13 protein-coding genes, 1 tRNA gene, 1 other RNA gene and 2 pseudogenes are annotated in these 26496 nt (G+C 75.1%); 10 read left to right on the forward strand and 7 right to left on the reverse strand.

Annotated features, from left to right (window positions below; all coding sequences use genetic code 11):
• Positions 1 to 69: 69 nt before the first annotated feature.
• The 5 genes and pseudogenes from EAO77_RS06630 to ffs form a co-directional block, all read right to left on the reverse strand.
• Positions 70 to 1530 carry a N,N-dimethylformamidase beta subunit family domain-containing protein gene (locus EAO77_RS06630; protein WP_147987136.1) on the reverse strand — a complete coding sequence of 487 codons (1461 nt, stop codon included), beginning with the start codon at positions 1528 to 1530 and terminating at the stop codon, positions 70 to 72.
• A 182-nt stretch (positions 1531 to 1712) separates the two neighbouring features.
• Positions 1713 to 3431 (reverse strand): hypothetical protein, encoded by a 1719-nt coding sequence (locus EAO77_RS06635; protein ID WP_147987137.1) that lies wholly within the window; start codon positions 3429 to 3431, stop codon positions 1713 to 1715.
• Positions 3432 to 3844: 413 nt separating this feature from the next.
• Positions 3845 to 5095, reverse strand: a complete 1251-nt coding sequence (gene purD / locus EAO77_RS06640; RefSeq protein ID WP_147987138.1) for a phosphoribosylamine--glycine ligase — start codon at positions 5093 to 5095, stop codon at positions 3845 to 3847.
• A 190-nt stretch (positions 5096 to 5285) separates the two neighbouring features.
• A pseudogene (locus EAO77_RS06645) lies at positions 5286 to 6584 on the reverse strand (DNA polymerase III subunit gamma and tau); the annotation flags it as partial.
• Positions 6585 to 6633: 49 nt separating this feature from the next.
• An RNA gene (gene ffs / locus EAO77_RS06650) (signal recognition particle sRNA small type) lies at positions 6634 to 6732 on the reverse strand.
• A gap of 97 nt (positions 6733 to 6829) precedes the next feature.
• On the opposite strand from ffs, the gene EAO77_RS06655 reads away from it, so the two are divergent.
• A tRNA-Ser gene (locus EAO77_RS06655) sits at positions 6830 to 6917 on the forward strand.
• Between the two features lie 220 nt (positions 6918 to 7137).
• The gene (locus tag EAO77_RS06660; protein WP_147987139.1) at positions 7138 to 9360 is read left to right on the forward strand and encodes an FG-GAP-like repeat-containing protein; all 2223 of its coding nucleotides are present in this window, start codon (positions 7138 to 7140) and stop codon (positions 9358 to 9360) included.
• Positions 9361 to 9421: 61 nt separating this feature from the next.
• Here the strand turns inward: EAO77_RS06660 and EAO77_RS06665 are convergent, their stop codons facing one another.
• Both EAO77_RS06665 and EAO77_RS06670 read right to left on the reverse strand, forming a co-directional pair.
• Entirely contained in the window at positions 9422 to 10831 is a 1410-nt protein-coding gene (locus EAO77_RS06665) for a hypothetical protein (protein ID WP_261993821.1), read from the reverse strand.
• Between the two features lie 118 nt (positions 10832 to 10949).
• Positions 10950 to 11516 (reverse strand): hypothetical protein, encoded by a 567-nt coding sequence (locus tag EAO77_RS06670; protein WP_187283136.1) that lies wholly within the window; start codon positions 11514 to 11516, stop codon positions 10950 to 10952.
• 447 nt (positions 11517 to 11963) lie between these two features.
• Between EAO77_RS06670 and EAO77_RS06675 the strand changes: the two genes are divergently transcribed.
• From EAO77_RS06675 to EAO77_RS38465, 8 genes and pseudogenes are all read left to right on the forward strand, one after another.
• The gene (locus tag EAO77_RS06675; RefSeq protein WP_147988993.1) at positions 11964 to 12701 is read left to right on the forward strand and encodes a Crp/Fnr family transcriptional regulator; all 738 of its coding nucleotides are present in this window, start codon (positions 11964 to 11966) and stop codon (positions 12699 to 12701) included.
• Between the two features lie 93 nt (positions 12702 to 12794).
• Positions 12795 to 13706 carry a hypothetical protein gene (locus EAO77_RS06680; protein ID WP_147987140.1) on the forward strand — a complete coding sequence of 304 codons (912 nt, stop codon included), beginning with the start codon at positions 12795 to 12797 and terminating at the stop codon, positions 13704 to 13706.
• A gap of 5 nt (positions 13707 to 13711) precedes the next feature.
• Complete coding sequence (locus EAO77_RS06685; protein ID WP_147987141.1) at positions 13712 to 16204, forward strand: hypothetical protein; 2493 nt, start codon at positions 13712 to 13714, stop codon at positions 16202 to 16204.
• Positions 16197 to 17291, forward strand: coding sequence for a hypothetical protein (locus EAO77_RS06690; protein ID WP_147987142.1), 1095 nt, complete (start codon positions 16197 to 16199; stop codon positions 17289 to 17291). The genes EAO77_RS06685 and EAO77_RS06690 overlap by 8 nt, the downstream gene beginning before the upstream one ends.
• Complete coding sequence (locus EAO77_RS06695; RefSeq protein WP_147987143.1) at positions 17291 to 17893, forward strand: Pycsar system effector family protein; 603 nt, start codon at positions 17291 to 17293, stop codon at positions 17891 to 17893. Before EAO77_RS06690 ends, EAO77_RS06695 begins: the two co-directional genes overlap by 1 nt.
• A 110-nt stretch (positions 17894 to 18003) precedes the next feature.
• Positions 18004 to 20328, forward strand: coding sequence for a vWA domain-containing protein (locus EAO77_RS06700; RefSeq protein WP_261993822.1), 2325 nt, complete (start codon positions 18004 to 18006; stop codon positions 20326 to 20328).
• Between the two features lie 120 nt (positions 20329 to 20448).
• The gene (locus tag EAO77_RS06705) at positions 20449 to 24603 is read left to right on the forward strand and encodes a tubulin-like doman-containing protein (protein ID WP_147987144.1); all 4155 of its coding nucleotides are present in this window, start codon (positions 20449 to 20451) and stop codon (positions 24601 to 24603) included.
• Positions 24600 to 26496: pseudogene (locus EAO77_RS38465) on the forward strand (hypothetical protein); the annotation flags it as partial. The gene EAO77_RS06705 and the pseudogene EAO77_RS38465, both read left to right, overlap by 4 nt.

Below are 26496 nucleotides of genomic sequence, written 5' to 3' on the forward strand. Positions count from 1 at the left end.
CGATTGTCCCGTATGCGGTCGCCGCTCTCCTGGGCAGGGGTGCGGGGGCCCTGCTCGCCGGCCGGGAGCTCAGTCGCGCTTGCAGATGCGGTCCAGCAGGTTGGCCGTCGCCCGCTGGATGCGGGTGTCGACGTGTCCGGGCCGGTCGAGGGCCGGTGACCACGCGAAGGTGCCCGACGCGAAGACGAGCGCGCCCGAGGGCGCCCGGTACAGCGAGGTCTCCTGGTGCCGCAGGGCGCCGTCCCCGTCGCGGTACGGCGAGTGGGCGAGCAGGATGCGTCCCTGGTGCTCGGGCAGGGCGGTGCGCGGGAAGTAGCGGTCGGCCTCGCCCGCGACCAGACCCGGCAGTTCGTCACCCTCGCCCGCGCCGGTGGCCTCCCACAGCCAGTGCTCCGCGTTCCGCACCACGAGCGGCGACGGCTCCGGCACCCGCCCCGCGTACTGGATGCCGAGCAGTTGCTGCTCGGATCGGTCCATCTCCCGCCACAGCGCCGCCTTTCCGGGGCCGCGGCGCTTGCGGCAGGTCAGCAGCCGGTCGGGCACCCCGGAGGGCGAGGGGCTCAGCTCGACCTGCCAGTACAGGGTGTTGGCCGAGAGGAAGACGAGGGAGGTGCCGCCGTCGCGCGCGGCCTCGACCGTCCGGCGCATGGGGACCGACCAGTACTCGTCGTGGCCGGGGAAGACGAGCCCGCGGTAGCGGCTGGGGTCGATGCGGCCGGCGTGCAGATCACGGGCGTCGGCGTAGGCGAGGTCGTAGCCGTACCGCTCGGCCCAGCGGATGAAGTCGTAGGCGTGACCGACGTGCAGGGGCAGGCCCGCGCCCGCGTACGGGCGGTCGAAGGAGACGGTGGTCGCCGCGTCCCGCTCCCCGAGCAGCCGGCCCTCGTCGTCCCACGCGTGGTAGAGGCTGGCGCCGGTGCGGCCGTCCTCCGGATAGAGGTTGTACGCCTGCCAGGTGACGTCCGGCAGCAGCAGGAGGAGATCCGCCGGCTGGTCGTCGCGGACGGTGAACGGGATGTGCGACCGGTACCCGTCGAGCGTGGTCAGCACCGCGACGTACGCGCCGATCGACCAGTACGAGGGGATCTGGAGCCGCCAGGAGAGCCACCAGTGGTGGCACGAGACCGTGCGGTCGGCGGTGAGCGGCGGCGGCTGCACGATGCCGGAGAGCCGCGGACTCGTGGTGATCTTGGACGCGCCGTCGCCGCCGTAGTGACCGATGCGATAGATGTCGACCGAGAACTGCTGCGGCGGGTCCACGGTGATGTGGAAGTCGATCGCCCCACCGGGCAGCGCCGCCCCCGGCGAGACGAAGCCCTTGATCTGGCGGTGCACGTCGTCCGCGGTGCGGGGGCCGCCGGAGCCGCCGCGTGCCAGGTGCGGATCGGCGTACCAGGGGACGACCTGGCCCGCGTCGTCGAAGTAGTTCTCGCTGTTGCGCAGCCAGGGCAGCGGCCCCTGGCCGAACGGGTCGCTGACGGCATGGGCGAGGGCACCGGATTCCCATCGCCGGATGTGGTCCGCCCCCATGGTGTGCCCTCCCTCGCCGTCCTGGCATCGCCGGTGCGCCGACCTGAGCAGCGCCGGTCTCCAGCACATCACATAACGCACTCACTCCGTCACCGTTCGTCGCGAATCGACGTGAAACGGAAGGCAGTTCTCCGGATCGGGGCCGCTGGAGACTCGCCGGGCGCCTCGGCGGACCGGGCCTCTCAGGCGAGCCGGACCGGGCTCTCCGGGCGGACGCCGAGCGAACCGAGCCAGACCCGCAGCGGCTTGGCGTCGCCCTCCTCCACGAGGCTGAGCACCGGAGCGAGCAGGTCGGCCCTGCGCTCGCCGTCCATCAGCAGGGCCGGGCCGTCGAGCCAGTCCAGTCCGGGGGCGGCCCCGGCGGTGTCGATCGCCGTGCAGCACACCATCGCCACGACATGGTCGGCCAGCAGATCGCGCCCGGTGCGGGGCGGCTGGAGGGGCAGCGGCGCCAGGTCACCGCCCCACAGGGCCGCCAGCATCTCGTCCCCGCCGTCCCGGGGCGCCGCGCCCGCGGGACCGCTGCCGGGACCGGGCTGCGCTGCCGGGCCCTCGGAGGCGGGGCCCTCCGGTGCGCCGGCGGGCCGCGGGGCGGCCGCCTCGTCCCTGGCCATCCGGGCGGTGAGAGCGGCCGCCAGACCGTCGCTCGCCTCGCCGCCCGGCCGCTGCGACAGATGCTCCATCACCCGGGCCAGCGTCGGCCCTCCCGGACCGCTCACCGCGGGCACGTCCAGTTCGTCCAGCACCTGATGGATACGGGCCGCCTCGGTGCGCCACTTGTGGTCGACGACCTCGGCCGGATACCCGTCCCAGTCCACCGGCGACCAGTGCGCCCCCGGCGAGGCCGGACCGCCGTGGAACAGCCGTGCCGCGAGCAGGGAGACCGCTTCGTCGACAGCCCCCGGCTCCTCCAGCAGATCGCAGGCCGGGCGCTCGTTCAGCCGGGAGGTGAAGCCGTCCGCGAGGCGGTCGCGGCGGGAGAGCTCGGTCAGCGCCGAGACGACGCCCGCGTCCAGCTGCGAGGGCCACCGGCCCATCCGCCAGGCGGGCAGGGCCACCCTCGTCAGCAGCCTGTCCCACCCCGCGTACGCCAGGCCGACCTGCTCCTGGGCGACGATCCGCAGGCCGTAGTCCACACCCTGGGCCCGCTCCGAGGCCGCAGCGGCCACCCAGCGTTCCATCTCCGCGGCATCCGTCTGACAGGTGCGCAGCAGGAGCCGGGCGATCCGGCCGGCCAGCAGCGTCACCGGGAGCCGTATGGAGCGCGGCGGCCGGGCGGCGTCGGCGACGGCCGCGTCCAGCCCGCGGACGAAACGGCGGGCCGCGGCTATGTCCGGGTCGGCGGCCAGGCCGGCGCCCGCGACGACCGGGGCGAGCACGGCGCGCAGCTCGGCCACCCGCATCCACCACAGGAAGGGGGAACCGATCACCAGCACCGGGGCCTCGCCCGCCCGCCGCCGGCCGTGCGTCCCGGACCTGCGGTGCGCGGGATGGGAACGGTCCTCCAGCCAGCTGTCGCAGTCGGGGGTCAGCGCCAGCGCCGAGGGCACGGGCACCTCCAGCCGGCCGGCGAGATCCTCCACCAGCCGGTGCAGATCGGGGGCCGCCCGCACGGAGAGGTCGACGGTGGGCGTCAGCGCGGGCGCCGCCCGGGCGATCGTCGCCGCGACCGACGCCGCGACGAGCAGCACCACGACGGCGCAGGCCGCCGCGACGCCTCGCGCGGTGTCCCAGCCCGCCCCGCTCAGCCGGCCCATGGCGCCGCCGGCGAACAGCACGACCGCGACGGCCGCGGGCACGAGGGCGACGGCGGTCGCCCCGCTGCGCAGGCGCAGCAGGGCAAGAGCCTTGGCACGAGCGCCGTGAGCGCCCATCGAATCCCCGAAACCGGTACCGGACACGGCCGGACGTCACCCCCTCTGCGCTGCGACGGTGTTGGTCACTCCCCCACTGTGGCACCGCCCACCGACATCGCAATGCCGGTGAGCCATGTGCCGGAATGCCTGCGCCGCACCATAGTTGGGGCTTCGGCACCCGTCATCCGGATGGCGTACTCATCACTCGATGGAATGGCTTTGGGCAAAGGATCGGACGCGAAGGGGAACGCCGGTTCGGGCCCGCGGGGGCGGTATCCGGTCATGCCGGGAGGCCGGTGACCGGAGCTCCCGCCGGCACCACCGCCAGGCGCGGGACCGGCCCCACGACCAGGGCCCGGAGCAGGCGCACGCCGAGGAGCCCGGTGCGGCACGCACCGGGCTCCTCGTCTCTCAGCGGTCCCGCCGCCCGGGCTCCCGGGCGGCGGGACCTTCGGGCCTCACGCCTCGGCCGCGCTCCGCGCGATGTCCGTGCGGTGCTGCGAACCGGCCAGCCGCACCCGGGCGACGGCGCGGTACGCGCGCTCCCGGGCCTCGGACAGGTCCTTGCCGGTGGCCGTCACCGACAGCACGCGCCCGCCGGCGCTCACCACCGTGTCGCCGTCCTGCCGGGTGCCGGCGTGCAGGACGTACGCGTGCGGCGCGTCCTCGGCCGCGACCTCGTCCAGGCCCTCGATCGCATCGCCCGTGCGCGGCGTGCCCGGGTAGTTGTGGGAGGCGACGACCACCGTGACGGCCGCGTCGTCCCGCCAGTGCAGCGGCGGAAGGGTGTCGAGGGTGCCGTTGGCGGAGGCCAGCAGGACGCCCGCCAGCGGCGTCTTCAGCCGGGCGAGGACGACCTGGGTCTCCGGGTCGCCGAAGCGCGCGTTGAACTCGATGACCCGCACACCGCGCGAGGTGATCGCCAGCCCCGCGTACAGCAGCCCGGAGAAGGGGGTGCCGCGCCGGCGGAGCTCGTCCACCGTCGGCTGGAGAACCGTCTGGAGGACCTCGTCGACCAGCTTCGGGTCCGCCCAGGGGAGCGGCGAGTAGGCACCCATGCCGCCGGTGTTCGGGCCCTCGTCGCCGTCGAGCGCGCGCTTGAAGTCCTGCGCCGGACGCAGCGGGACGACCGTGGTGCCGTCGGTCACGGCGAAGAGCGAGACCTCGGGGCCGTCCAGGAACTCCTCGATGACGACCCGGCCGCACGCCAGCGCGTGCTCACGGGCCGCCGCCAGGTCTTCGGTGACCACGACGCCCTTGCCCGCGGCGAGCCCGTCGTCCTTGACGACGTAGGGCGCACCGAAGGCGTCGAGCGCCTCGTCGATCTCCTCCGGGGTGGTGCACACGTAGGCGCGGGCGGTCGGCACCCCGGCCCCCGCCATCACGTCCTTGGCGAACGCCTTGGAGCCTTCGAGCTGCGCCGCCTCCTTGGAGGGGCCGAAGCAGGGGATCCCCGCGGCACGGACCGCGTCGGCGACCCCGGCGACCAGGGGCGCCTCGGGGCCGACGACGACGAGCCCGGCCTCCAGACGCGTCGCGAGCTCCGCGACGGCCGCACCGTCGAGCTGGTCGACGGGGTGCAGCTCCGCGACCTCGGCGATTCCGGCGTTTCCGGGCGCGCAGTGCAGAGCGGTGACGTCGGGATCGAGGGACAGAGAGCGGCACAGGGCGTGTTCGCGGGCGCCGCCGCCGATGACGAGGACCTTCACGGGCGTCAGCCTAACCGCCGGGCGCCGGAAGTCGTCGTACGGGCCTCCGAGGGGAGATCCGCTACTCGTTCGTATATTCCTCCACCACCGTGGCGCCGAGCTCGCGCACGATCAGGTCGTGCCCGGACAGGGCGGAGTCCACCAGGTCCGGGTCGTCCTCCTCGGGCACGTCGTCCTCGAGGGACACCGGCGGGGGCGGCGGCGGGGTGTACGCCTCGGCCGGTGTCCCTCGAGGACGAGCCGGGCCGGGGCCGGGGGCCTGGTAGGCGGCCGCGGCACCGCGCTCAAGACGGTCGGCCGGGCCGGGGCCGGGGGCCTGGTAGGCGGCCGCGGCACCGCGCTCAAGACGGTCGAGCCGCGCCTGGAACGCGCGCTCGTCGGTGAAGGCGGCGGGCAGCAGCACCCGCGCGCAGATGAGCTCCAGCTGGAGTCGCGGGGACGTCGCGCCGCGCATCTCGGTCAGCCCCTGGTTGACCAGGTCGGCGGCCCGGCTCAGCTCGGCCGCCCCGAACACGGACGCCTGCGCCTGCATCCGCTCCACCACGTCGGCGGGCGCGTCGATCAGGCCCTTGGACCCGGCGTCCGGCACGGCGGCCAGGATCACCAGGTCGCGCAGGCGCTCCAGCAGGTCGGCGACGAAGCGACGGGGATCGTTGCCGCCTTCGACGACCCGGTCGACGATCTCGAAGGCCGCGGCGCCGTCGCCGGAGGCGAAGGCGTCCACGACCGAGTCGAGGAGCGAGCCGTCGGTGTAGCCGAGCAGGGCCGTCGCCATGGCGTATGTCACACCGTCGTCGGCCGCTCCGGCGAGCAGCTGGTCCATCACGGACATCGAGTCACGCACCGAACCGGCTCCGGCGCGCACGACCAGTGGCATCACCCCGTCCTCGACGGGGATGCCCTCGCGGCCGCACACCTCGGCGAGGTACTCGCGGAGCGTGCCGGGGGGAACGAGCCGGAACGGGTAGTGGTGGGTCCGGGACCGGATCGTCCCGATGACCTTCTCGGGCTCGGTCGTCGCGAAGATGAACTTGAGGTGCTCCGGGGGCTCCTCGACCACCTTCAGCAGGGCGTTGAAGCCCTGCGGGGTGACCATGTGCGCCTCGTCGATGATGTAGATCTTGTACCGGCTGCCGGCGGGGCCGAAGAAGGCCTTCTCCCGCAGGTCGCGCGCGTCGTCCACACCGCCGTGCGACGCGGCGTCGATCTCGATGACGTCGATCGAGCCCGGTCCGTTGCGCGCGAGGTCGCGGCAGGACTGGCACTCCCCGCACGGCGTGGGCGTCGGCCCCTGCTCGCAGTTCAGGCAGCGGGCGAGGATACGGGCGCTGGTCGTCTTGCCGCAGCCGCGCGGCCCGCTGAACAGGTACGCGTGGTTGACCCGGTTGTTCCGCAGGGCCTGCTGGAGGGGATCGGTGACATGCTCCTGCCCGATGACCTCGGCGAACGACTCGGGGCGGTAGCGGCGGTACAGCGCAAGGGACGACACACCTACGAGGTTATCGGGGCCCACCGACAACCGATGCCGCCGCACTCCCACGCAAAGCGCCCCCCACGCACCCGCCAGAGCCGACCTACCCTTGCTGCCTTCCGGCCCTGGGGGAGTTCAGTCAGATAGCGCCACGTGAGGGGCTGGCCCCAGGTTACCCGATCCCACGGGGTGCTCGGACCCCCCTCGCCCCACTCCCGGAACGGGTTCGCGAGCACTCCTCAACGTCTTGTATTGTTTGCCGCGGAGGATTCGCCTAGTGGCCTAGGGCGCACGCTTGGAAAGCGTGTTGGGGGCAACCCCTCACGAGTTCGAATCTCGTATCCTCCGCCAGTGCCTCACCGGGCACGATGTCGAAGGGCCCCACCGTTCGCGGTGGGGCCCTTCGTCGTCTCCGGGTCGCCGTGCGCGGGCGGACGGGCCGGCAAAGGCCCTCCGGCGTCCGCCCGAGGAGGCCGGGGCAAGGCCCGGATCCCCGTACAACCGATCGACCCGATCATGAGTCCTACCGGGCACGACACGTCCGTGTCCGGTCATCTCGTGGGGGTTCATCTTGCAGTTCCGCTCCACCGGCTCCCGTCTCGCCTCGGCCGTGACGGCCGTCCTCGCCGTCACGGCCCTCGGCGCCGGCACCCTTGCCACCGCGCCGGCCGCCTTCGCCGCGCCCTCGGGCGCCGTCCTGGCGCCGGCCGCCGACGATCAGCCCGCGGCCCTTCCCGTGTTCGCCGAGGGCTCCGAACTCGGGGGGACGGGCAGCACCGGCTTCCTCACCTATTCCTTCACCGAGGACGGGACCAGGGAGCTGCACTGGACGCCGTACGGGGGCGGGTCCCCGGTGCGGATCGACTACCCCGAGGGCGGCGGATGGGCCACGTCGGGCACGGACGTGATCGCCCTCGGCGACGACAACTGGGTCTCCCAGATGCGCTCCCTCACCCTGCGGAACATGGCCGACCCGGCCGCCCCGGGCGTGGACATCGACCTCGGCGCGCTCGGTGGCAACTACGTGGCCGTCGTGGGCCCGACGAGCGTGCTCGCGCAGGTCACCGACGAGGACGGCACGGCGGAGCTCCACGTCGTGAGCAAGGACGGCGCCACGACGACCAGCCGCAAGGTCACGGGGCTGCCCGCGGACGCCACCGAGTTCTTCAGCAGCGCACCGGTCAGGGACGGCGTCGCCTTCGTCGGGTACGCGACCGGCCCCGCCGACGCGCGGACCGGCGGCCGGGCCCTGATCGAGCTGACGGACAGGACGGTGACCAGCTCGTTCCAGGCCACCGAGTCCGGGTACGGCTTCAGTCACACGATGTTCTCCGCCTCCCATGTGGCATGGCTCGACTGGAAGTCGGGCACGGGGCTGTACGTCACGTCCGTCGACCGCGCGACGGGCGAGACGAAGCAGACCGTCATCGGCTCCCGCGGCGACGAGTGGTCCGTCGAACTCGTGGGCGGCTGGCTGGTGTACGGCAACGCGGACACCCCCGTCCGGGCCGTGTCCCTGACCGACGGCGAGAGCCGCGTCCTCATGGACCGCTCGACCGGGTCGGTGCCCGCGGCGGACGGAAGCGCCCTGGTCGGCGGCGAACGGGCCGCCGACGGTGAGGGGCTGTTCCGGATCGCGGCCGGGCAGGACGGCGCGCCGGAGGTCACCAAGGTCGCGGACTCGGGCGCCCCGGCGGCGCTGCAGTTCTCGCAGGAGTACGTGCCCGAGGAGGCCCGCCTCGACGAGAACGGCGGCGAGGTGTCGATGCACTGGACGCTGTCACGGCGCGCCGCCCATCTGGACCTCACGCTCACGCACATCGCGACGGGCAAGGAGTTCCACCGGCGGGTGCCCGGCCCCGGCACGGACTTCGGCCACACCTGGGACGGACTCGTCGACGGTGTGGACGCGCCGAACGGGAAGTACGCCGTGGAGGCCGAGGCGGTGCCGGCCGACGGGGTCGGCGAGCCCGCCTACCAGGGCTACTTCATGACGGTCTCCCGGGCGGCCAATCCGCACGACTACACCGACAACGGCTCCACCGACGTCCTCGCGCGGGACGCGTCCGGTGTGCTGTGGCGCGACGATCTGCGCAACAGGCCGGTGGACGGCGTGTTCGCGACGTCCCAGCGGGCCCGGATCGGCGGGGGCTGGCAGACGTACAAGCACATCGAGGCCGTCGGCGACATCGTGGGCAACCGGGTCGGCGACCTCGTCGCCGCCGACGGCTCCGGCGTGCTCTGGCACTACGCGGGCAAGGGCGACGGCAACTTCGCCGCCCGCACACGCGTCGGCGGCGGCTGGGGCGGCTACGACCGGATCACCGGCGGCTCGGACCTCGACGGCGACGGCCGTGCCGACCTCGTCGCCGCGGACACGTCCGGGGTGCTGTGGTTCCACAAGGGCACGGGCTCCGACACCACCCCCTTCGCCACCCGGGTGCGGGTCGGCGGCGGCTGGGGCGTCTACAACCAGCTGACCGCCGTCGGCGACGTCGCCGGGACGACCGCCGGGGACCTGGTCGCCCGGGACAAGGCCGGCGTCCTGTGGCTGTACCAGGGCAACGGCCGCGGCAACTTCTCGGCACCGGTGCGGATCGGCGGCGGCTGGCAGGTCTTCAGCCGGCTCGTGGGCGCCGGGGACCTCGACGACGACGGGCGTGCGGACCTGATCGCCTACGGGACGGGCGGCACGTACGTCTACCGGTCGACGGGCTCCGTCACCGCGCCGTTCAGCCGTCGTACGACATCGCTGTACGCGGGCGAGGGCACCGCGTTCGACCACATCGCCTGACGTCCGCCGGACACGGAACGGGCCCCGACCGCGTGCGGTCGGGGCCCGTTCCGTGTGCGGGTCAGCCCGTGACGACGAGGGCTGCCGAGTTGTTGGTGAGGTCGGGGTCGAAAGTGCGGACGGGCGGCTCGAACTGGTCGTTGTCGATGCCGCTCACGGCCCGGGCGGTGCCCGCCGCGTCGATCCTCAGGTCGAAGGAGAAGGCGTGGGTCGCGCGCTCGTTCAGGTACACGGGGGTGGTGCAGCGGTAACGGGGCGCGCCGAGCTGCTCCTCCTGCCACTCGCCGTCGGCGGTCAGCGCGTAGCACTCGTCGGGCCGGGCGGTGACGGTCGCGTTCGCGGGGATGCGGACGTCGACGGTGGCGGCGGGCTCGCCCGCGCCGAGGGAGGCGATCCAGGCCGGACCGCGGTTCTTCACCGTGACGCCCGCCCGGACGGTGTCGCCGACGGTGCCCGTGACGCGGCTGCCGATCAGCCGGAGGTCGGCCGTGTTCGCCGCGTGGACGATCACCGAGCGGGAGTTGTCCTGGGGGTCGATGTCCGGGACGAGGGCGGCACCGGCCGCGCGGGCGGCCGCAGCCGGCCGCAGGGTCAGCTCGGCGTCGGTGCCCGGCGTGTAGGTGCGGCCCGCGCGGGCCGCTTCGAGGGCCTCGGCGGAGTAGGGCTCGACCGCGTAGTCGTAACGGTCGAAGAGGGCGTTCCCGCGGGCCTTCAGCGGGTTGTCCAGGGCGTACACCTCACCCGGGGCGACCGTCCCCCCGAGGACGCACAGCGCCTCGGTGCCGACCTCCGAGTCGCGGTACTCGCAGTTCACGGGCCGCTGGGTGAAGGAGAGCCCCCGGGAGGCGAACAGCTTCAGCAGAACGCCGTCGGCGGGACGGTTGCCGTTGTTGGTGAGGGTGGCCGGGACGGTGATCCTGCTGCCGGGGACGACGCCGTCCTGCCGGGGGGACTGGCTGAGGGCGAGGTCGGGGCCGTTGCCCACGGTCACCCTGGTCTCCCCCGGGTGGGAGGTCATGTCCCCGTGGACGGCCGTGTAGCGCAGGGTGCCGGCCGCGTCCTGCGAGGCTCCGGGCAGGGCGGAGAGCGTGAGCTCGGCGGCGGTGACCTGGTCGGTGCCGGTGAGCGAGGGGACGTCGCAGACGGCCGTCACGGCGTCCTGGGCCGTGCAGTTGGCGGGCCACCGGACCGTGGCGAACGCGGCCAGTCCGGCCGCGTCCACGCTGATCCGCCCGTCGCCGACCGGGTTGCCGATGTTGTCGTGCGAGACCTTGAGAGCGACGGTCCGCTCGGGGGCCGACCCGTCCTCGTACGCGCCGGGCAGGATCAGCTCGTACGGGTCGGAGTAGACCCAGAGCTGGTCGCTCGCTGCGGACGCGGGAGCGGTGGCCCCCAGCGTCAGCAGAGCCGATGCGGCGAGCACGGGCACGAGTGCGCGTCGCGCGCGAAGAGAGGTGTGGAGGCGTGTCATACCCAGGCTGACTCCCCCGGCCGTCGCATGGTTGTACGACGCCGGGAGAGGTTCGGCTCGGGCCAACAGGGTTCCCCGGCCGTTCACCTGACGTTCCGTCGGGCACGGCCGCGGCAGGTCAGCCGACGGGGCAGGGGCGGTAGGCGAGGGAGAGCTCGCGGTCCACGGCGTAGCTGGTGCGCATCGAGGCGTCGGTGACCTGCTGCCAGGAGCCGTACTTCGCGAAGAGCTGGTCCGCGGTGGGGCCGAGCGGATTGCCGTACTTGGCGATGTTGCGCTCCTCCAGGAGGCGCACCTCCTCGGGGGTCATGCCCGCGCGGGTGATCTCCTTGGCCTGGTTGCGCATGTCGACCAGTTCGCGGGCGATCTCCTCGTCGGTGGCGCCCGCGTCACGCATGTCGGCCGCGGTGCGGTGCATCTCCTCCAGGAGCGCGTGGTAGCGCATCCGGGTCCGCTGGGCCTCCACCTTCTGGTCCATCGGCAGCACCCGGATGCGGCAGACGACCGGGTCGGTGCTGGGGCAGGGCTCGTCGGCGGAGACGGGCGGCGCGAGGGGCGCGGTGATGACCGAACCGCACGCCTCGGCCACGTCGGCAGAGGCGGCGGCGGTCGTGCCCAGCAGCGCGGCGGCGGCCGCCGCGAGCGGGACGAGGACACGGCGTGGCAGGGAGGAGGGAAGGCGCATGCGCGCCACCCTGATGATCTTCGGCCGCCTGGTCACGCAGCCACACCGGTGATCACTCCTTCGGGAGGGGCCGGCAGGGGGATGAGCGAGCCTCGCGCGCAAGGGACCGTCCGGGTCCCGCCCCGGGAAACCCGAGTTCTCGCCAACTCCGGACATGGGACGAATCCGGCACGCGGCGTCCGTGACCCCAGCTGCCGCATGCGCCCTGACCTGGCGGCCGGCCCGGTGAGGCGTGGTCGGCCGATGCCCGGGGCGGAGCAGGGCGCGTGGTACGGGTGGGGAGTATGCGACGACTCTTCCGGAGGCTCGGTCCGCTTACCTGGGCGGACATCCCCTACCCGGCGGTAGAGGCAACCTGGCGTGATCTGAACCACACCAAAGGATCACCCTGCCACCATCATGACCAATCGAAACCAGCCTTCCGGACAGCCGTGGGGGGAGTGGCCGATGGGGCTGCTCGGCGATGAGGTGGCGTTCGCGCGTGCCCTCACGGCGCAGGAGAACGAGAGCGTCATGGCCCTCGGGAGCCGGCGGCTGTACGCGGCCGACGACCACCTCCTGACGGAGGGGGACCGCTCCAGTCACGTCGTGATCATTCTTCGGGGGTGGGTGACCGTTTCGGTGTCGACGGACCGCGGGAACACCCGCCTGATACTCGGGCTGCGGGGTCCCGGTGAACTGCTGGGCGAGATGGCCGCCCTGGACAGCCACCCCCGCAGCGCCACGGTCAGGGCCCTGGGCCCCATAGAGGCCCAGGTCATCGGGGCGGACGCGTTCCGCCGCTTCCTCGCCATGCATCCACGGGTCGGCTCCCTGGTGATGCGCCAGCTCGCCTCCCGTCTGCGCAGCGCCGACCAGGAGCGCTCCGCGCTCGCCTCGCTGACCGTCCTCCAGCGCCTGGCCAGCAGGCTCGACGAACTCTCCCGGGCCGAGCCGTCGGGCCCCTACGGACCCGCCGCCCCCGGCGCGCCCCGGACGGGCACCGTGGTCCACCTCGCCCAGGACGAACTGGCCGCGACGGTCGGCGCCACCCGCGAGGCCGTCGCCAAGGCCCTGCGGCTGCTGCGCACCCAGCGCGTCGTGCGCACCGGCAACCGGCTGGTGGAGGTCCTCGACCCCGCCCTCCTCGCCCTGCTCGCGCACGGCCACGCGGAGGCCGGCCATCCGGGCGCGCAACGCGAGTAGAGCGCCCGCCCGCCGTGTGTAAACGGCTACAGACGGCCCCGGTCCCGGGCCGGAAGCTGGAGGGACGCGAGGACGAGGACTGGGGGGAGCACCGTGGACGACGACGCGAGGGAAGTCGCCGAAGCGCACTACGAGGTGGTCATCAGCGTCGACGCCCGGCGTTCCGGCGGGTACGACGACGTCGACAAGCCGCGGATGCGTGCCCGCGTCTACCGGATCCTGGAGGGGGCGTTCGCGCACGCCCGGGTGCCGCGGGACGCGCTCCACATGGAGGACCGCGGCGACGGCGTGCTGGTGGCGGTGACCGGGCGGGTCCCCGTGACCCGGCTGCTGGGGCTGTGGACCGTCGAGGTCCACGAGGCCCTGCGCGACGAGAACCGGTCGCTGCGGGTGCCGCTCGGCCTGCGGGTGGCCCTGCACGTCGGGCCGGTCCGCCACGACGACCGGGGCATCAGCGGGCGCGCCGTCGACCTGGCCTGCCGGCTCGCCGACTCCCCCGTGGCGCGCGACCTGCTGGACGCCGAGCGGGCCGATCTGGTGCTGGTGGTCTCCGACTCCCTGCACGCGGACGTCGTCGTCCCCGGCGGCAAGTTCATCGAGCCCGACCGCTGGGCTCCCGCCCGGCTGGGCCTCAAGGAGGGTGAGGTGACGGGCTGGTTCCACCTGCCCGGGCGGCCGGCCCCAGCGATACCGGAGGCGGGCGGTGCCGCGGACGGCGTGCGGGAGCCGGCCGCGCCCGGCCGCGCCCGGCCGGGCGCGGCCGGCAACCGGAGCGGCGCGGCCGGCGAAGGCGACGGGCGCCGCCGCCCCGACGACGGCGGTCACCACGCGCCGCACGACGCGGACGAGTGCGACGGGACGGACGAGTCCGAGGAGACCGGCGACGGCCGTGGCGGCGCTCGGTACACCGTCCGGGGCGACATGTCCCAGCACCGCGGCAACGTCTACCGGGCGCCCGTCCACATCGGGCGCGTCACCGGCGACGCCGGCCGCCGGGAGGGGTGAGCCGGATGGCGGACGACCAGCAGCCGGCCCCCGAGGGCGAGCGGCCCACCGCGGACGACGCGCCCCCGAAGGCCCCGGACCGCGACAAGGACCGCGACGGGGCGAGGGACAAGGACCGCGACAAGGACCGGCCGGGCGACGGCGGCGAGACCCCCGGGGCCGACGACGAGGCCGCCGAACGCGAGCGGGAACGGGAGCGCGCCGCCGGGCGCTTCAGGGAGCACACCCGCGACCCCCTCGCGGACGAGCAGGGCGAGGACGGACCCACCGACCTCGCGGCCGCCTCGCGCGCCCGCCGCTCCACCCGCATGCTCTTCGACACCGGCCGGGACCTGATCAGCTTCGACCGCTCGTCCGTCAGCAGCGCCCACATCGGTGACATCCACCTCCGGATGGACGGCCTGCGTCCGGGGCCCGCGGTGCGCAGCGGCCCGGTGCCCGAGGAGGAGCTGCGACGCCTGCGCCGGGCCCATGTCGAGCCCGACGGCTACCCCGGCCTGCGCGCCGCGCTGCGGGCCCGGCGGCTGCTGGTGCTCGGCGCCGCCCCCGGCACCGGGCGCACCAGCACCGCCCTGGCGCTTCTCGACGAACTCACCGCCGACGGCGCGCCCGGCGCAGGCGGCGCCCGGGTGAGCCGGGTGGAGCCGGACGTCCGGCTGCTCACCGGCACGCTGCCCGTGCGGGCCGGGGAGGACGCCGGGGCGCACGGCGGCGGCCATCTGATGGAGCTCGCCCTCGCTGCGCCCGGTGAACTGCCGCCCGAGGAGATGGACCTCGACGCGCTGGCCGCCGCGCTGGACCGGGCGGGGGCGTACGCGGTGGTCGTGGTGCCGCTCGGGGCCGCGGCCGACGCCCTGGTGACCGGGCGCTACGGGATGCGCTGCCCGCCCGTGGCCACCGACGCGCTCCTCGCCGCCCGGCTGGGCGAGCTGCTGGAGGACCGCGCGCCCGCCGGTGAGGGGGACGGCGCGCCCCACGGCCGGGGCGGCCTGCTGGGCAGGGCGTCGGAGCTGGCGGGCCGGCCGGAGGTGAAGGAGGCCGTCGGTCTCAAGGACCTGCGGCCGGCCGAGGCCGAGCTGGTGGCGTCGCTGCTGGCCGGCCACCTGCTGGGCGATCTCTCGTACGAGAAGCTGCTGGCGGGCTGCCGCAGCATCGCCGCGGCCCAGGCCCAGGAGTGGTTCGCCGGGGTGGACCGGGCCCTCGCCGCGCCGGTGGCGGCGGCGGACGGCGGCAGGGCGGGCCGGCACAACGCGGCGTCCCTCTTCCACCCGGTCGCCTTCCGGATCGCGCTCGCCGTCCTGGGCGGGGCGTCGCACAGCGCCGTGGCCTCCGCGGCACATCTGCTGACCTGGGAACTCTCCGTGCAGAGCGACCCGGACACCACACCCGCGCGCCCGCTGTTCTGCGACGACCCCGAGACCGATCTGGCGCTGTCGCGGGCGGAGGCCAAGCCGGGACGCGTCGAGGTGGCCGGCTCCGAGGTGGACGCCCGGCTGATCTGGTACCGGGGCTCGGCCCTGCCCGCCGCGGTGCTCTCGGAGGTGTGGGACCGGCACTTCCCGGTCCGGGCGCCCGTCGTGCGCTGGCTGCGGCTGCTGGCCGACGACCCCCGTCCACAGGTGTGGATGCGCGCCGCGGTGGCCGCCGGCGAGCTGTGCGTCCGCGACTTCGAGTACGGCTGGGCGGAGCTGATCCGGCCGCTGGCCGAGGCGTCCGCTCCGCGCCGCCGGGTCTTCGCGGCCACCACGCTGGACCAGGCGGCCGGGCACGCGTCCCACCGCCGGGCGGTGCACAAGGTGGTCGACGACTGGAGCAGGTACGGCACGAAGGCGCTGCGCTGGACCGCGGCCATGGCCCTCGGCTACGGGAACGCCGCGGCGACCGCCGACGACACCCTCGACGCCCTGGCCAGGATCGGGACCCGGGACGACGGGGACCAGCTGGCGGTCGCCTCCTTCAACGCCGTGCGGCTGCTGGCCGGCCCCGCCGGTCCCGCCGCGCTGCGGCGGCTGGACAGGTGGACGCACCACAGACGCCAGGAGTACCAGGACCTCGGCCTGGTGACCACCGTGCGCCTCGCCGTCACCCGCGTCGACGAGGTGCTCGACGACGAGGACGGCTCCCCGCTGGGGGACCGGGGCGACTGGCCGCTGCCGCTCGCGCTCGCCGTCGTCCGGCCGGAACTCGTCCGGCCGATGGCGGACCTGCTGTGGACGGCGCTCAACACCCCGCGGTCCATGGAGGTGGCGCTCGACGCCCTCGAGTCGCTGCTGCGCACCGCGGTCCGCCGCGACGGCGCCGAGTGGACCCGGCCGGGGCTCGCGGCGCTGCTGCCCGCGATGTTCGCCGAGGAGCGCGACCTGCGGCAGCTGGACTGGCTGCTGCGCCGAATGATGAGGGATCAGGACGATCCGCTCCCCGACGCGCAGGCGCGCGCCCTGTGGTGGCTCGCCGACGCGCCGCAGGACCGGAGGGGCGAGGAGGAGAGAGATGGCTGAGGACCACGACGCGGACGGCGGCCGGACGGACGGCACGGCGGGTCCGTTCCTGGGCGAGTACACGCCGACCGGCCCGTTCCGGCACTCGGGAGCGCGCAAGGCGTCCGTGCTCTTCTACCGGAACGGCGGGCACAGCGTGGCCACCGTCTCCGGCGTGGAACACCACAACCGGCGGGCGCTGGCCCGGCCCCACACCGTGTGCGAGATCGCGCTCGGCACCTTCCAGTCCCAGCTCCAGATGGAGCTGCCCGCCGCGGGCGGGACCTCGTTCTTCAAGGCGGAGGTGGACATCCACTGGTCCGTGCAGGACCCGTTCCTCGCCGCCACCGAGGTCGTCACGGACGTCGCCGCACGGCTCACCGCACCGGTGCTGGAGCGGCTGCGCGAGGTCTCCTCCCAGTACCGGGTGTCCGACGCCGAACGCGCGGACCGGGCGATCACCGGCCAGTGCGCGGGCGGCCGCTGGGACGACCTGGGCGCGGAACTCGGGCTGCGGGTACGCCTGTACGTGCGGCTGCGGGTGGACGACCGGACGATCAGCCACTCGGAGGACATCCGGGACGCACACGCGTCGGCCGCGGTGACCCAGGTCCACCAGACCGCCTTCCGGGCCATGCTCCAGGGCGGCCGGCTGGAGCAGCTCAGCTACATGCTGGCCAAGGAGCCGGAGGAGGCCAAGGAGTTCCTGGAGAAGATCCGCCAGGAGGGCCGCCAGGACGAGAAGGAGCGGGTCGACCGGCTCTTCGATCTGGTGGCGGGCGGCCAGATCCAGTCCAGCGACGTGGAACGGCAGGCGCTGGACCTGCTCGACCAGGGGCGCCACCAGGTCCGGGGCCCCCTCGGTTCGCTGCCCGCGCGGCGGCGTGCGCCGGAGCTCCCGCCCGGACCGGAGCCGCACGCGCCGGAGACGTTCACCCCGGACTGGGTCGCGGACGAACCGCCCACCCGGGGCGGCCGCCGCACCACCCGAACAACTGCACGGAGCTCGAACTCCCTTACAGAACAAGGGAGTTCGGAACCGGAGCCGCCGCGCCGACGTCGTCTCAGCGACGAGGACGACGGATGGCCGTGGGCGGAGGAGGACTGATGACGGCCGACGGGGGAGTCACGGACGACGCGGCGCCGGGGGGCGCCGCGCCGGGCGGTGGGACAACGGGGGTCCGCACCGCCCCGGACCCGGTCGTGCCCGTGCCGGACGGGGGTCGGCACGCGCACGACCGGGCCGGAGAACGCATCGCCGAACGCCTGCTCACCACGGTGCGGGAGGACCTGGGCCGGGCCGACTCCAAGGCGGCCGTGCTGCTCTCCGGCGCGCTCGCCCTGCCCGCCTTCCTCATCGGACGGCACGGGGCACCGGACTGGCGATGGCCCGGCGACCTGGCCCTGGTCGTCGCGGGCGTGCTCTGGGTGGTCGCGGTGACCGCCCTGGTGCGGGCGCTCATGCCGCGCACCGGCACGCTCCGCCACGGGGACGGGGTGACGTACTTCGGCGACCTGCTGGAGCCCCGCAACACCGGCCGGCTCGCCGCGGCGGTCGCCGAGGCGGGGCGCGATCCCGCCGGGTGGCTGCTGATCCAGGCAGTGGACGTCAGCTCGATCCTGTCCGCCAAGTACCGGGCCATCCGCTGGGGCGTGGGCGCCCTCGCACCGGCCGCGGCCCTGGCGCTGGGCTGGAGCCTGGCGCGCTGACCGCCGCCCGGGACCCGCCGGGCCGCAGGCGAGGGCCGACCCTGCGGGCCGCGCGCGAGAGCCGCGCACACGACCCGCGTACGCACCGGAGACGACATGAGGGGAACCCTGTGAAGACAGTCAGGGGATTACGGCGTCCGCCGAAGGACCGCGGGGCCCGCCACGCCTGGGCGCGCCGCGGTGCGGCCGCCGTGCTCGCCGCCGCGGTGCTCGCCCCGCCGGCCGCGCACGCCGGTCCCGGTCCGGCGCCGGCGGCGGCGGCGAAGCCCGCGTTCACCGCCGTCAACTACGCGGTGGCCGTGGACGAGTCCGCCAGCCTCGCGGACGAGGACATGGCGGCGGAGAAGGCCGCCGCCCAGCGGATCGCGCTGGGCGACGTCTCGGCGACGTCCCGCGTCACCGTCTTCGGCTTCGCCGCCGCCGAGGCCGAGGGCCAGAGCGCGGTGGACCCGGTGTGCCCGCGCACCACGCTGGACGCGGCGGGCCGCAGGACCATCGGCGCCTGCGTCGGGAAACTGCGCAAGCGCACCGAGAAGGAGGGCACCGGAACCGACTTCCCCAGCGCGATCCGCCAGGGCGTGCACGAGCTGAGCACGGGCACCGACCCGTCGGTGCCCCGGGTCCTCTTCCTCCTCACCGACGGCGTGCTGGACGTCACCGGCAGCCCCAAGTACGGCGACCCCGCGCACCGCGAGGCCGAGGGCGAACGCCAGCTGACGGCGGAGCTGGAGAACGCCGCCGCCCACAACGTGCAGATCTGGCCGCTCGGCTTCGGCCCCCGCCCCGACAGGGAGCAGCTCGACCGGATCGCCGCCGGCGGCTACCAGAAGGGCTGCGTCGACCTCCCCTCCGCCCGCCCGACGGCCGACGTGGTCAAGAGCGGGGCGAAGGACCTCGGCCCGAAGCTGGAGAAGGTCTTCGCCGCCGCCCACTGCCTGCGCTACGAGCCGGGCCCGGAGGGCGAACGGCCGCCGGCCACGCTGGAGATCGCCATCTCACCCCTCGCGACCGTCGGCAGCATCGTGGTCGACAAGGGCGACGCCGAGGTGGACATCACCTACATCGACCCCTCCGGCGAGCCCGTTCCGACCACGGGGAAGTCCCGGGGTTCGGAGTTCGAACTGGCCGGTGCCGAGGACACCGTGGAGGCCCTGCGGATCACCGACCCGCTGCCCGGCACCTGGAAGGTGCGGGCCGAGGCGCCCGAGGGACACCGTTCGCTGCCCGTCGGCGTCAGTGTGCTGTGGCAGGGCGAACTGCGCGGGGCGATCACCATGGACCCGCCGTCGCCGCAGGCAGGCCAGAAGGCCACGGTGACGATGCGCCTCCAGACCCGCGACAACTACGCGGTCAAGGACCCGCGGGACTACGCCGGACTGAAGGTGACCAGCAGCCTCACCGGGGACGGCTTCGCCCCCGTGCCCCTGACACTCACCGACGACGGCGAGGGGCCCGACCCGGAAGCGAGCGACGCCTCGTTCACCGGCACCGTGCAGATCCCGAAGAGCGCGGCCGGGGCGCTGGAGGTCACCGGCACGCTCACCGCGTCCGGCCTGAGCGCCGACACCCGCAGTGAGCCCGGCCGGGTCGCCCCGCCCGAGATGCCCGTCACCGCGGCGCTCGCCCTCGACGACGCCGACGTCCACCCGGGCGCCCGGATCACCGGCGACCTGGCCGTCACCAGCACCGACGACCGGCCGCACACCCTGCGGCTCTCGATGGCCGACGTGCGCGCCGGGCACCTCACCGTCTCCCCCGCCGAGATCGTGGTGGCGCCGGGCGACTCCGGCACCAGGAAGGTGACCGTCGAGGTCGCCCCGGCGGAGGTCTTCGGCGACCGCCTCGGCGACGACGGGCTGCGCCTCGGCGCCACCGTGACCGTCGTCGACGCGGGCACCGGGGGCGGCGACCTGACCCTGGTGCGGGACCCCCTCTCGGTACGGGTGACCCCGGAACCGGGCCTCTGGGAGAAGTACTGGTGGGCGGCGGTGACCGCGGCCGCGCTGGTGGCCGCCGCGGCCGTGGCGGCGTTCCTGCTGCTGGGGCAGCGCCGCAGGCGCCGCGACCCGGCCGGGCTGGTGCTGCAGCTGGTCTCCGAGACCGGCGACGTGGTCGCCGAGCACCGGGCCGGGCACGGCCACAAGCAGTGGTACGAGTTCGCCGTCGTCGAGCCGCACCGCAACCCGCGCATCGAGCGGCGGAGCAACGGCCCGTACGCGGTGCAGCGCAGCCCCGAGGGCGGCGCGGTGCTCCGCAAACGGGGCGGGGGCAGGACCCGGCTGCCCGAGCACGGACAGATCCGGCTGACCGACGACCTGAGCCTCGGCCTCGCCGGCCCCGGACCCCGCCCCCAGGGCGGCGGCCGGACCACCACCGCGTCCACCGCCCCCGACGGCGGTGCGCACACAGGCGGCTCGTACGACGCGTACCTGTGAGGCCGTCGTGGCACCGGCGCCGGCCGCACCCGGCGCCGGTGCCGGGCCCCAGGGGACGCACCAAGGACGCACCAAGGACGGGACCGGCCTCCGACACGGCCGCCAGCGGGGAGGAAACCCATGAAGATCTTCCAGCCGATGCTCTTCGTCGGCCTGGGCGGCACCGGAGGACTGGTCGGCGCCGAACTCGAACGCAAACTCCGCGCCGAGCTCTGCGGCCCCGACGGCACCGCCCTCGGACACCTGAGCGGCCACGCGCCCTACCAGCTGCCCGAGTGCCTCCAGTTCGTCTACGCCGACTACAGCGAGTCCGACCTCCAGCGGCTGCCGCAGTTCAACGTCGACCCCTCGCTGCGCGCCGCCTACTCCCGCACCTCGCGGGCCACCCACAACCTGCTGCCGAACTTCGACAGTTCGCCCGAGGTCACCAAGATGCTCCGGGCGAGCCTGCGCGACGAGGTCGCCGACTGGCTGCCGCCGCGCACCGACGAACCGAAGGTCACTCCGCTCCACAACGGCGCGGGCCAGCTCCCCACGGTCGGCCGGGCCGCCCTGTTCGCCACCCTGCGGCACTCGCTCGCGCCCGTCCTCGAACCGCTGCTCCAGGCCATCGACGCCATCGCCAGGTCGGCGGGCGAACTGAGCGAGTTCGGCGGCGGGAAGGTCAGCGGCTGCGACGTGTTCGTGGCCTTCTCCGTCGCCGGCGGCACCGGGGCCGGGATCTTCCTGGACTACCTCCACCTCATCAACCACGCCTTCCAGATGCGCCGTTTCAACGGTGTGAAGATCTATCCGCTCGTGGTCATGCCGTCGTCGTTCTCCTCGTCCGCCGGCGGAGGGCGCGAGGCCGACCTCAACGCCGCCCGCGCACTGGTCGACCTGTTCCGCCTGGTGGACGGGCAGAACGCGCCCACCGAGGGCGCCGAGATCGGCGACCTGGACCACGACGGCGGACTCGGCATCCGCTACCCGGGCACCACCCCCATCCGGCTGCGGACGGGCATCCTGCCGACGGCGTTCCTCTTCAGTCCGACCGCGGGCATCCGACAGGACGACCTGCGGCGCTCCATCGTGTCGCTGGTGATGTCGCTGATCGGCACCGAACTCGGCGACGGGCGCTCGCGCGGCCGGACGATGGCCGCGGACGACGACTACCAGACCTTCGCCGCCAGCTTCATCAACCGCGGGGTGCACCGCAGCGCCGTCTCCCCCACCGGCATCGGCCGGCAGGGCGTCTCCACCAGCCTGGTGGCCTCCATGACCGCCCCGATGGACCAGCTGGCGGACCTGGTGGCCGGCCGGCTGCTGCGCCGGGCCGTCACCGACCTGCTGGAACGGCCGCGCGCCGTACTGCGGGACGACGCGGTGCCCATGATCCGGCGGCTGTTCGCCGACGCCAACCTCGAAGAGCTCTGGGAACGCAAGCAGCTGGACGTCCCCGATCCCGATCCGCTGCCGCGCGGCGGCCGGGCGATCGAGGTGGCCCTCGGCGAACGCGTCGCGGACATGCAGCGGCTGCTCTCGGACCTCCAGACCATCGCCGCCCGCGAGGCCGCGTCCATGGCCGACCGCTTCGCCCCGCGGCCCGCCATCGACAAACTGCTCCAGAACGTGGACCCGTTCGTCGCCGAACGCCTGGTCAAGGGTGTGCCGGACAGCGACGAGGCCATCGCGCGGGCCGGCTTCCTCGGCATGCTGAACAGCCGCTCGCGCGCGCCCCAGCGTCCGCCGGGCGTCACCGACCAGCCGCCCAAGGTCCCCCGGATCAAGGGCCGGCTGGCCGGGATGTCCCCGGCCCGCTGGGGCGACGACGACGTCCGGGCCGCCCTCCACGAACAGGACACCTGGTACCGCTGGCGCTGCCACACCGTGTGGCACGAGGCGTGGCGGGAACAGCAGCAGCGCTGGCAGGCGCAGGCCGACACCGCGGGAGCCGACCTCGGCCGCCTGGTCAACGCCTTCGTCAAGCACGCCGAACGCGAGCGCAAGGTCTCCGCGCAGAAGGGCCTCGAACTCTACGAGGACCGCACCGGCATCTCGTACCTGCTGCCGCCGCAGCGCACCCTCAACCACTTCTACGAGGACGTGGTCACCCGGCTGGTCCGCCGGGAGGGACTGCGCGAGACGGAGGCGGAGGACGCCCTGCTGCTCAGGATGATCGACGGCGACACCTGGCGCGCCGTGCACACCCTCAGCCGGCGCAACCCCGACGGGGCGGTCGCCACCGTCAAGGCCCAGCTGGAGGGGCGGATCACCCGGCTGTTCGCGGAGAGCGGCGAACACCTGGAGGAGCGGCCCCTGCTGCCCGCCATGAGCACCCTGCTGGCCGCGGCCGCGGGCGACGGCGACGCGGCGGAGCACGTCAGCAAGGAGGCCCTGGAGCTCTTCGGGCGGAAGCTGACCGGTCTGCTGCCCGTGGGCTTCACCCCGGAGGGCACGGGGCCGCTGCGGGTGCTGGTCACCTATCCGCGGGTGCAGGCCGTGGACGAGGTGCAGGAGTACCTCGGCAAGGCGCTGCAACTGCCCACGGACGCCAAGAACTCCGTGGAGTACCGGGGCGTCGAGAGCGACTCCGTCACCGTGGTCCTCTTCCGCAGCGAGATGAGCCTCACCCAGGTGCCCGAGGCCCGCAAGGTGCTGCGGCAGTGGGCCAGGGCGAAGGACTCCGAGCAGGCGCAGGACGTGCTGCGCTGGCGGCAGCGGCTGGGCTACCGCGACAGCTGGATGGTCAGCAGCGAGGAGGACCGGCGCGTCATCCTGCACCGGCTGCTGTGCTGCATGTGGAACGGCCAGGTGGACGTGCTGGACGGGGAGACCTCGTCGCCCGGCCGGGTCCGGCTGCGGCTCTTCCCCGAACAGGGCGCCCAGGTCCCCGGCGTACGGCTGCGGCTCGGCGACTACCCCGGCGGGGTCTCCAGCTGGGCGGAGCTGCTGCGCAGCTACGAGCGCTGGACCGTCCTCGACGACGAGCGCACGGTGGAGGACTACTGCCGGGAGCTGATGAGCGCCCAGCCGACCGGGCTCGCCCGCAACGGCAGCGAGCCCCACCCGCTCTTCGTCGAACTCGTCGAGAAGATCGCGCCGCGCCAGCTGGAGCTGCTGGACGACCGCAGGGAACGCGGCGGCGAACGCGTCGAGGGGTGGGTGCGGCCGCTGAGGGAGTTCTGGGCGGTGACGCTGCCGGCCGCGCTGGACACCGAGTTCGGCGACCAGCGGGCGCTCCAGCCGACGCTGCGCACCCTGCTGGAGCACGTACGCGGCGGCAGCACGGCGCCGCGCCGGAGCACCGGGCCGGCGGTGCCCGGACGCCGTCGCTCGGACGAGGACGACGACTGGGGCACCGCACCGCGCACACCCGCCGGCGCGACGGCCGGCGGCCGTGACGAGGCCCGGCGCACGGCGGCGGGCGACGGCCACGGCGCCGGAGGCGGCCCGTCGCCCGCGGCCCCGGACCACTACGCCGACCACGACGACCCCGCGGACCACGACGGCTACGGGTCGCGTCGCGGCCCCGCCCGGGCCGCCCGCGGCGGGGGCCACGACGAGGACCACGACGCCTGGGGGGCCGGAGGCGGCCGCGGCGGCCCGGACACCCGGGACGACGGGGCCCGCGGCGCGCGGGACGACGGCGGCCGGGGGACCCGGGGCGACGACGCCTGGGGAACCCGCGGTGCCGGCACCCGCGACGACGGCCGGGGGACCCGGGCCGCAGACCGCGACGACGACGCCTGGGGGGCCCGCGGCGCGCGGGACGACGGCCGGGGGACCCGGACCGGAGACCGCGACGACGACGCGTGGGGGGCCCGCGACGCGCGGGACGACGGCGGCCGGGGGACCCGGGCCGCAGACCGCGACGACGACGCCTGGGGCACCCACGGCGCGCGCCCCGCCCACGGCGACGGCGGCCGGGACTCCCAGCGCGACGACGCCTGGGACGCACGCCCCACCCGCGACGACGACGCCTGGGGCACCAGGGGCCGGGCCGGAGACGGGGAGGGACGGGGCACCGGAGGCGCTCACCGGGCGCATGAGACGGAGGAGGCGCACGGGGTGGACGGGCCGGACGAGGGCGTGAACGGCGGCCGGGGCGCCGGGAGCCGGCGGCGCGACGACGACGACACCTGGGGCACCTGGGGCGAGGGGCGCGACGACCCCGGCCCCGCCGGCGGCGGCTCCCGCCCGGCCCCCTGGGACGAGACGGACGACCACCGGGACGGCGCCGGCCGCGGCCGCGCGCGCGACCCTCGCGCCCCCTGGGACGGTGACGCGGAATGATCCCGCCCGATGACACGATCGCGGTCGTCCACCTCGACCTGCGCGCCGGGGCGGCGGAGATCGACTCCGCCGCCGCCCTGCGGAACAAGGTCGCCCGGCAGCTCGGCCGCGCCGGGCTGCCCGAGCCCGACCACCCCCTGTTCCTGGTGGTCGACACCCCCGCCGGACTGACCGACCACCAGCGGCAGTACGAACTGCTGACCACCTACCGCGCCCTCGGCGAGGTCCGGATCCTGGTCCTGCTGGTGGGCAGCGCCCCCGGCTCCTACGCCCGGGAGGGCGAGGCGTTCCTGCCCGACCGGCGGCTGGTGCGGCCGTCCGTGCTGCGGGCGTCGAACATCGCACTGCTGTGGGCGGGCGACCTGCGGTCCGCCCGCACGGCTCTGGAGCAGCTGCCGCCCGACGACCCGGACGCGCTGGCGGTCCTGGTCGACGTCCTCTCGGTCCCGGACGTCTTCCTGCGGATGCTGGACGACGTCTCCGCGCTGCCGGACGCGGTGGCCGCGCCCGGTGTCCGGCTGCTGGAGCAGGATCTGCCGCCGGAGGTCCGGGACCGGGCCTGGCGGGACGCGCTCGCCCGGTTCGCGGGCGAGGACCACGAACCGGCGGCGGTCCCGGCGACCGCCCTGTCGGGCGCCGAACTGCCGGAGTCGCTGCGGGGGCTGATCGCCGGCCGCGGCGGCCGCGAGCTGCGCCACCGCGCGCCGGGCGGCGCCGCCGACCAGGCGTACCACGCCTGCGCCCAGGCCCTGGAGCGCGCCGAGGACGACGTCACCGCCCTGCGGTCGCTGCCGGGGCTGCTGACCCGCACCCGGCGGGCAGCCCTGGAGGAGGACCTGGAGCAGGCGCACCAGGCGCTCGGTGCCTACCGGGACCTCGTCGCCACGGCCCTCCACAGCGACGGCGGCTCCGGCGCGGCGCCCTCCGCCGCCGAGGCGGCCTCCCGGCTCGCCGCCCTCGGCCTGCAGGTGCCGTCGGCGGAGGGCGTGGGGGACCGGATCGGCGAGGGCCTGCGGGAGTTCGCCGGAAAGCTGCTGCACCGCGGGCTGGCCCTGCGGGCGGTGGCGCAGCGCTTCACCGCCCTGGCGGGACAGGTCGAACCGGTGCCGGGGGCCTCGCTGCTGCCGCGGCTCGACGCACACTCGGCCGAACGGGTGGCCCGGCGGGCCGGGGCGGAGGGCGTACCGGTGCCCGCCCCGGCGGTCGGCGCCTCGGCGGCGGCCGCCGCGGCCGGGCTGCTGGGGGCGCTCTGGCAGGGCCCGCTCGCCGCCCTGGCCGCGCTGGTTCCCCTGGCCTTCGTCGTCACCGCGCTGTGCGGGGCGGCCCGGCTGCGGGACGCCTCCCGGCCCACGGGCACGGGCCGCCCGCCCCTCGGGCCGCAGATCGCCGCGGTCTGCGGGGCGGTGGCCGGCGTCGCGCTCGCGCACGCGGCCGGCACCCCGCTCTGGGCCGGCGCCGCCGGTCTGCTCGTGGCCGCCGGCGCGACCGCGGAGACCGTGCGCCGCCTGTGGCGCGCCGCCGCCGACGGCTGGGCCACCGGCCGCGGGACCGCCGCCCTGCGCGAGGCACTCGCCGGTCTCGACGGCCTGCTGGCCCGTCTGGTGCGCGAGCACTGGGCGGCCGAGGAGCGCCTGTACTGCGCCGACGCGGCCCGCTCCGTCGCGGGCATGCTGCGGGCCACCGCGGACGCCGCCGACGCCGAGGCGCCGACCGCCGGGGCGGGCACCGGTACGCCCTCCGCCCCGGCCCGCCGGGCCACCCGTTCGGCCGAGTGTGCGTCGAGCCGCGGCAGCAGCGAGGCCCCCGGCACCGGTTCGACCTGTCCCGCCAGGGCGGTGAAGCGCTGCGCCACCGCCCGCAGGGCCAGCCCGCGGTGCAGCAGCTTTCCGGCGA

The sequence above is a fragment of the Streptomyces sp. T39 genome, from assembly GCF_008042045.1.
GTDB lineage: Bacteria > Actinomycetota > Actinomycetes > Streptomycetales > Streptomycetaceae > Streptomyces.